This window comes from Nostoc sp. FACHB-190, from assembly GCF_014696905.1.
In the GTDB taxonomy this organism is placed as follows: domain Bacteria; phylum Cyanobacteriota; class Cyanobacteriia; order Cyanobacteriales; family Nostocaceae; genus Nostoc_B.
In genome coordinates this window covers 1-6,427 of the sequence record NZ_JACJQW010000095.1, presented here as the reverse complement: position 1 = coordinate 6,427, position 6,427 = coordinate 1, and the positions used below count along the sequence as shown (strand labels likewise).

Below are 6,427 nucleotides of genomic sequence, written 5' to 3'. Positions count from 1 at the left end.
ACGGCTCAAAAATCTCCGCTACTTTTGAGAATGGAAAGCTCAAATCTAAAAAGCAATCCCGACTCAAGTAAGCTTTAGAAGCATCGTAAATTTCTCTGCCTCTTTCAACCCAGACCAACATCTGGGTTTTTTAGTACCAACAAACTACTGCAAATATTTACTGCATTTTTAACAGCACCAAATTTTGTCAGCGCGATTATTAATCCCGTACCGGGACTTTCAGCAAGGGGCTAAAAATAGCACGGGAATGCCAACAGCTTATCCAATGGCATTCCCGTGTTCACTTCAGAAGAAAAAAAGGTTTGGCGGGGGCAATCGGGTGATAAGTGATGGGGGCGATCGCTAACTCATAAGTGTTTTAAATGCCCACTCTAGCGTTTTCTCGATGCCGTAGCTTATGGCTACACCTCTAATGGCGGGTTCATGAATAGACAGTATTGCCAAAGTAATCAAAGCGGCGATCGCTATCTGCTGTTTGTTCATCTTCAATAAATCCAAATGGTCAACATTAATTTGTCAATCTCTGCTGGCTGACAATGTTGATCAATGTGGTGCAACCAAATTAACCCTACTCAGCTTATCTACAGGTGGGGCTTTGGTATATTGGATGTTGGGCCAATCTCTCTGACGCAATCTCAAAAGTTTGTTATCTAAAGTATGCCAAAAACCAGGTATTAAACTATAATTCTCTCGTAACTTTTCCACTTAAATGTAACGAATAGCGATGAGCGCAGGTCTAGACTCTTGCCAGCTACTCTTTATTTGGCAAAATTAGATATTGGTCATGTTTTACAAGGATAATTAATATATTCTTTGACAAAAGCAACTGAAAAATTTATGGCACAACAACAGTTTTATTCTCAGATTTTTTATAATGTAATCGTTATAGATGAAGCATGGAACTTTAAAAGTGCAACTCATCATAATTTTTTAGATAAACCCTGTCAAGGCGATTATCTTAGATTGAGTGATTTAGAGCCATTTTATAAAATCGAAAAAGTGATTCTTTATGGACAAGCTATAAGATTAGGTTCATCTCATAAACCTAGTTTTTTAAAAGCAGATGAAGCGGTTTCCGGCTGTATTCTTGTGCAAGAAGTAAAAAATAATGATATTACATTAAAAGCATTAACTGAGTATGAGGGATAAAAATAGTCTATTACTAATACCAACTCTTAAGTTTTTTAGCGGATTATAAATAAAAAAATTAGGCAGTAAACTTTTAATGCTTTAAAATTCTAATTAGGAGAAATCATGAAAAATCAATATTTAAAATATTTAAATACTCATTTAGAGGTAATTAAAGATAAGATTTCTGAAGATTTTACTACATTAAATTTTACAGATGGTAGGCATCCCAGAGAACGTATACCTTATGTTAATGATGAAGATATAAATGTTCAAGTTGCCTCTGTTGAAATTGAAGACGTACATATAAAAAATCAGGATGAACATTCAATTACTTTTAAATTAGTTTCTAAAATTCTCTTTGATGTTTCTTTAAGTTTCCCTGATTTGGATACACAATATTATGATGACGATGAACAAGAAGTAAGAACTTTAAATACAGATACACATAGGATTAATTCTAGGCATTATGTAATTCCCATAGAAGTTGTGATTAATCTTGAAGACGATGAAGCAGTAGAGATTGAGTCAATTTCTTTAGAAGTAAATCAACCAATCCCTATAAGTTGGTAGTTAAGCAAGTCTTAATCAATTTATTTAAGCAATCGCTTTCGTCCTGCGTCAATATAATAGGTTTTCAATGCCTTTGTATTCTTACTAAGCACATCAAACATTGATTAACTTAAATTTAGACAACATTTAATCCATCTGGAACAAGCTCAACCAAATTAATAGCCTCATCAATCTTTATCCCTGGCTTGCGATTGTCGTATGGGTTTAACTCATGCTTGGCGTTGTGGTCATCAAGTCGATTTTGGTAATTCTCCAAAATTTTCTTGATAGTTCAGCTAAATTTACTGCATAAATTACTGCATTTAGTCACTGTATAACATCGCAGGTTAAACTAAATGCAGTATTTTTTTACAGTAGATAAAGCAGTAAAATATGACTGTAATTGCCATGACAAATTTAAAGGGAGGGGTCGGAAAATCCAGTACAGCCGCCCATTTCGCCTATTGGCTATCCATCATCAAGAAGAAGAAAATTTTAGTTGTAGATGCCGATGGACAGGGTAGTACCTCCACATGGCTAGAGGGACTTGACTTAAATGTGCCGTGCCATCGAATCACCGACCCCGACACGTTAGCAGAAGAAATTCCCCGCCTGGAGGAGGAGGTCGAATATCTTGTGGTTGACAACGCGGGTAACTTAGGTGAGGCCACCCGTTGCACCTTGCTTACTGCAAAAATTGCAGTAATTCCAGTGACTCCTTCGGGCCTTGACCTAATGTCGGCAGCCACGGCTGTCAAAATGGTTCGTCAGATTCAAAAGGCAAGAAGTGGGCTACCAAAAGCAGGTATTTTTATTAATCGTGGGATGAAGAATACAAGGCTACTCAGGGAGGCCCAGGAGTTATTAAGTCAGCTAGAGGGCGTAACTGCTTTTAAACAAATCATCTATCAACGTCAAGCGATCGCCGATGCCTTTCTTCAAAAAACCACCGTCTGGGGAATGAAAGGCGCACAAGATGGGGCAGAGGATTATCACAAATTATTTAACGAGATTTTGAGGTTGGCCAAATGACTAAGAAACCTCGAAATGCTTTGACAGAGTTAGTGTCACAATTCTCATTTGATGACCTAGCCCCAGAATCAACTGAAAAACCGAAATCTAGTTCTAGTTCCAAGCAAGAATCTTCACCCAAGGCATCCAAAAAACGAACACAGAAAACAGAGGATAAAGTCAATTTACTGGAGAAATTAAAACAGCAATCTAAGACAGAAACAACCCGCATTACCTTAGATTTAGACCCAGACACTTACGAACAATTGAACCAACTTGCCGAATATACAGAGATGACCAAAGCCAAACTGCTGAGGGCTTTGATTCAGGAGATGGCAAAATTACTGCAAAAAATACAGTAAAAAAATGCTGTCTTTTGCTGGCTTGCATCAAAAAAGACATTTCATTGCAGCGAGTTTACGTGCCGAAGTTTTAAAAAAGACTTCAGAATGAATCTTGTCTTAAGGTGACAGGATATGGATGAAGTCGTCAAAAAATTAGCTGTATTGGGTGTGCCTGGGGTAATTTTAGTAACGGAGTCATCGTGCTAAAACGAAGACCCTTTGACAACAGATTGACAAGATATTTGTTTTCCTTGACAGTTAGAACTATTTTTAATCCTCTAACTCCGCCCTAATATCTTCTCTGTGAGCATCAGAGATATAACCGTCAGCAATGCTGCGTAACATTGTCGCTGTTCTAGGATAACTATCTGCTAATACAACTGCGTAAAAATGATAGGTTTCAGCTAATTGTCTTTCTTGAATTCCGCCTTCACCTATTGATTTTGTCCAAACTCCACGCTTGTTAAAAACACCAGTTGCTATAGCCAGTTCCATCTGTTTACTAGCAACTTCTTCAATAACTTCTCGAACTGCGATATCTGGCCATAGACCGTCTGAGGATTTGGAGTATCCCATCTTAGAAGACATATACCTCATCAAGCTGTATGACTCTGATTTTATTGCCATAGAGAAAAGATATATTTCCCAAAGTGGGATACTCTCTGGTGATTTCGGTGCGTATGCTAAAAGATGACCAATTTGTATGTCTGCTATTTTACCTCTTCCACTTTCTTGACTAGCCACTCTGGCTTGTAATACCCAATTTTTTAACTCTTCTAAATCAACAGTTCCATCTTCCTTTAACCCTGGTACTTGATGCCATGATTCAAGTAACTCATAACCTAACATTGCACGGTTTAAAGTAGCCTGATCAATTTCCACTGGTTCATCTATATCCTCTTCTGATTTATACACAAACTTTAGAATTTGCACAAAAAATAGAGGGTTTTTGGAAAGCTCTTGGTAAAGAAGTTTAGGTTTTCGTTCTGAATGAACCAGTAGCGGTAAGTATACCCACTCCAAAAAAGCAAGTTTGTCATCTTCAATATCACCTACTCTTTCTAGAACATTAAAACTTTGTTCAATATAGTACGTAGTAAGTGTGGTATCTGGTAGTGGTTTTTCTTGATAACGATCAATCGAGGCGGCTTTTTCCAAAATGTTCACTAATACGGTTGATGGTAGGGATTTATTTTTATCATTGTGGTACAAATTGGCTAGGTTTAATGCTGCATAGGGGCGATTAAATTCTAATAGTTTAAAGATAGCAGTTTCTTGTTCATCTTTTTTAACCCAACCTGCCTTAGTAGTCTGCCAATATAAATTTTCTAATTCTTTGCTAAAAGGAATTAACAAATCCCAAGTTCGTTTTTCAAAAGGTAACGCATAAAACAAATTGACTACTTCTTGTTTAGACCACTGGTTATTTTTAGCAATATCGAGAATATTTTCTACCCAATTCCATCCACAGATTTCTAAGCGACGACGTACAAATCCTACTGTCAGATTGTAGAGGCACTGGTTATCATTTCCTAGAGTTTTAGTTAGTAAGTTAATTTCAGATTCTTCCGTGATTTCTTCTATGTTGCCAATTGCAGCACCTAGTAAACCAGGCTCTTTTACCAATTCCGCCATTTCTAAAAAAATATTTATATCAGCTTGAAAGTAAATTCTTCTTGCTGCTGCCATTTGAGCTTGCTTAATTTTTTTATCTCTTGTTTCCCAATCGTTCTTTTTGTGAATACGATATAGAAAATTAGGGTTAAAGGAGAATAAGCAGGCATAACGATATATTATATTCTGGGGTTCAAATCTTTGGTAGAGTGAATAAAATTTCTCAACTGATTCTGCGGGTAATGCCCACTTAGTATATGAAAATTCTTTGTGTTTGTAAATGATTCTTCTGAGAGTGTCACAGATTAGTGCTAAGTCTTTTTCTTGGATATTGGTAGTATCTACTGCTAGTAGATGATTGAAACTTTTTTCTTGTAATTGAGGAGGCAGAGATTCTATTTTATTAATTACATCACACAATCTATTATTATCATTTCCCATATTAGAAAGGACTTGCTGTATAACAGCATCTACATTGTTCCAGTATTCAGCCAAAGTAACGTTTGGGGTATAATCTGCATTCCAATCTCGCCAATGAGGTTTATAAATTGGGTGTGAAATACCACCGCTATTTTCTGGAAGTAAGTTACAAAGAAGTTGCCAAGCAATCTTTGGTTCACACTTAATAAGTGTGTCAATAACTCGTAAGCGTTGAGCAAAGTTAGCTGATGTTTGAGGGTTCCAGCATAAAAAAATTTCACACAAGCTACGAAATGGACGGTTGATAATTTTTCCACCTGGATCTAGTCTGGAAAGTTTCCCAAGAATCAATGTAACTCGTGACAGATATTGTGCTTCCCAAACAAGCACTTCCAAAGCCCAAAGCAACCCCGTGTGAGGACTACCACCAAAAGATTCCTCTTGTAAAAAGATTTGTACTAAAGTTGCATTATCTCCTGTTAACGCATTGTCAACAGCTTCCAAAAAAACTTCTGGTGCTGCTTCAGCCAATGTGGGTAGAAAATATGCCAGTGATGCCCAAATCTGCCAGTCAACATTGGAATTTAACAACTGATATATAATTCCAGAGACTCTTTCTTGAGCAGGCTTTGTATCTTGAGTTTCCGACGGTAGCCCCCTTGTTGCTAAAATTGCTAAAGTTTCTGCCAGTCCCTTTCTGAGAAAGCCTGAGTTTGGTAACTCCTTACCATATATGCTGGCTGCAAATCTTTGGTCTAAGGGTAACTCATATCGTGGGTCAATGGTTCCTAAAACCGAAAGTGTAATGCTTTTAAATGATTCTAAGTCGTCCCGGACAATGAATCGTGATAAAAGATACCATGAATCTTCACGGGAAATTAGCTGCCAAACACTGCCCACTTGTCGAATAGGAGGGTCAGAACTCTCTTTCCAACGTGACATATCTGCTATAACTTCTGCATAGGGTTTGCCAGCTAGTTTAGAGATCGCTTCTCTGTCCCCTTCTTTTGAATCGTCCCATGCTCCAGCCAGTAAAATCGGAATTAAAGCTCGCGCATTTTCTGGTTTTGCCCAATTAGGAGTATGTATTTCCGGTGCGACTGCAATTAACCGCCGTAAAACGTTAATATTTTTCTTTGAATCTTTAGTTAATTTATAAGCTCGTTCTTCTGATATTCCCATATCTACCAAAGCCTGCTTAAAGTCTGTTTTATTGGGACGAGAAAGCACCGCTCCATCTTTAGCTGTAGCGAACTGCAAACATCCAGGGCTAAAACTGCAAACAAGGCGATTTTGAAACCACATTATTTGCAAATAAGGTTCTGCTCAAAACGACATTATTTGCAAATGAAACTGCA

The 6,427-nt window shown here is 37.4% G+C and carries 6 protein-coding genes; 4 read left to right on the top strand and 2 right to left on the bottom strand.

Annotation, left to right across the window (positions count from 1 at the left end; all coding sequences use genetic code 11):
* Positions 1–342 precede the first annotated feature (342 nt).
* Complete coding sequence (locus tag H6G28_RS36050) at positions 343–483, bottom strand: hypothetical protein (protein WP_190678125.1); 141 nt, start codon at positions 481–483, stop codon at positions 343–345.
* A gap of 354 nt (positions 484–837) precedes the next feature.
* On the opposite strand from H6G28_RS36050, the gene H6G28_RS36045 reads away from it, so the two are divergent.
* From H6G28_RS36045 to H6G28_RS36030, 4 genes are all read left to right on the top strand, one after another.
* Positions 838–1,149, top strand: coding sequence for a hypothetical protein (locus H6G28_RS36045; RefSeq protein WP_190678123.1), 312 nt, complete (start codon positions 838–840; stop codon positions 1,147–1,149).
* A gap of 105 nt (positions 1,150–1,254) precedes the next feature.
* Positions 1,255–1,701 (top strand): hypothetical protein, encoded by a 447-nt coding sequence (locus H6G28_RS36040; protein WP_190678120.1) that lies wholly within the window; start codon positions 1,255–1,257, stop codon positions 1,699–1,701.
* Between the two features lie 372 nt (positions 1,702–2,073).
* On the top strand, positions 2,074–2,712 hold the full coding sequence (locus H6G28_RS36035; protein ID WP_190678117.1) for a nucleotide-binding protein: 639 nt from the start codon (positions 2,074–2,076) through the stop codon (positions 2,710–2,712).
* Positions 2,709–3,053: a ribbon-helix-helix protein, CopG family gene (locus H6G28_RS36030; RefSeq protein ID WP_190678114.1), complete on the top strand. Its 345-nt coding sequence runs from the start codon at positions 2,709–2,711 to the stop codon at positions 3,051–3,053. Before H6G28_RS36035 ends, H6G28_RS36030 begins: the two co-directional genes overlap by 4 nt.
* Before the next feature lie 252 nt (positions 3,054–3,305).
* On the opposite strand, the gene H6G28_RS36025 is transcribed toward H6G28_RS36030, so the two are convergent.
* Entirely contained in the window at positions 3,306–6,383 is a 3,078-nt protein-coding gene (locus H6G28_RS36025) for a hypothetical protein (protein WP_190678111.1), read from the bottom strand.
* Positions 6,384–6,427: the final 44 nt, after the last annotated feature.

Bases quoted from the DNA above. Each gene is read 5' to 3' on its own strand.
- H6G28_RS36050 (WP_190678125.1), bottom strand. From the start codon at position 483: ATGAACAAACAGCAGATAGCGATCGCCGCTTTGATTACTTTGGCAATA.
- H6G28_RS36035 (WP_190678117.1), top strand. From the start codon at position 2,074: ATGACTGTAATTGCCATGACAAATTTAAAGGGAGGGGTCGGAAAATCC.
- H6G28_RS36045 (WP_190678123.1), top strand. From the start codon at position 838: ATGGCACAACAACAGTTTTATTCTCAGATTTTTTATAATGTAATCGTT.
- H6G28_RS36040 (WP_190678120.1), top strand. From the start codon at position 1,255: ATGAAAAATCAATATTTAAAATATTTAAATACTCATTTAGAGGTAATT.
- H6G28_RS36030 (WP_190678114.1), top strand. From the start codon at position 2,709: ATGACTAAGAAACCTCGAAATGCTTTGACAGAGTTAGTGTCACAATTC.